Annotated in this window: 1 protein-coding gene; it reads right to left on the reverse strand. The window is 28.6% G+C overall.

From position 1 onward, the window contains the following. The coding region (locus P0N36_RS15445; RefSeq protein ID WP_275843785.1) for a hypothetical protein at positions 1–1,031 on the reverse strand (1,031 nt) is incomplete at its 3' end. Positions 1,032–1,052 lie beyond the last annotated feature (21 nt).

A 1,052-nucleotide genomic window follows, 5' to 3' on the forward strand; every position in this document is an offset into this window, starting at 1 on the left:
TAAAAGGAAAAATTCGATGCATAATAAAATTCACTTTTTACAACTTGGTCGAGTTCTAAAATGATTGCTTTGCACTCCTCAAGAGATGATGCCCGTAAGCTGTTGTTTAAATAAGTATGATAATCATAAGGTATTTTTTTTAGTTCAGCTTTATATATGAAATTCTTTTCATCTATGATGCCCATTTGGTTTTTTTCAAGTCTGTATTTAAGAATCTTTACTAAATGCTCATATGAGTCTTTAATCCCCGCAAAACTTATTATCGCACCAATAACAACCGTACCTTGACAACTCGTGATTTTTTTATAGCTTTCTATCAATGCATTAAATGTATCAATCATCTTTGACTCATCTGCTTGTTTTTCATTCTCAGAACGTAACAATAATACAATCCTCGTTTTTGTTTCATAGAAGAACTCAATAAGACGATCATTTCCTAAATAAGTCTTAATATGTTCATCAAGAATATTTCGAAGGGAGATATATTCTTCATCACTAAAAGCTCGACTGGCATGACCAATATCTACATTTAAATTATCATTTACATCTTTTAAAAACTCTATAAGTACAATCTGATATTTCATTGGACTGTAAATTTGCTCACCAACTAATTCATTTTCATCTACCTCTTCGCCTTTTAGTAATCGAAAAAAATTATACTCATGAATTTTCTTATTTTTTCCTTCGAGTGAAGCTTTTATTAAATGAATTGGATTGTAAATGCCTTTAGACATTGCATAAGATAGCATAAGAGAAACTATTAAAAAAAATACCAATAGAAGTATTGTATTATTACTTATATCTTTAAGTTTACTCTGTATTTCAAATGTATCAATTAAACTAATGTATTTCCAATTATTGTAATCAGAAGTGACTAAAGATATAAAATATTCTTGTCCCGCTATTTCAATCTTTTTGTAATTTTCTACTTCTTTAAACCAATCATAAGTGATCTGTAAATCAACTATATTTCTGTAACTGTTGTCTTCGCTAAGAATTAGTTTACCTGTTTGATCGGCTATAAACAACATGCCTTCCTTTTTGATATACAT

The organism is Petrocella sp. FN5 (genome assembly GCF_029210395.1).
Lineage (GTDB): Bacteria > Bacillota > Clostridia > Lachnospirales > Vallitaleaceae > Petrocella.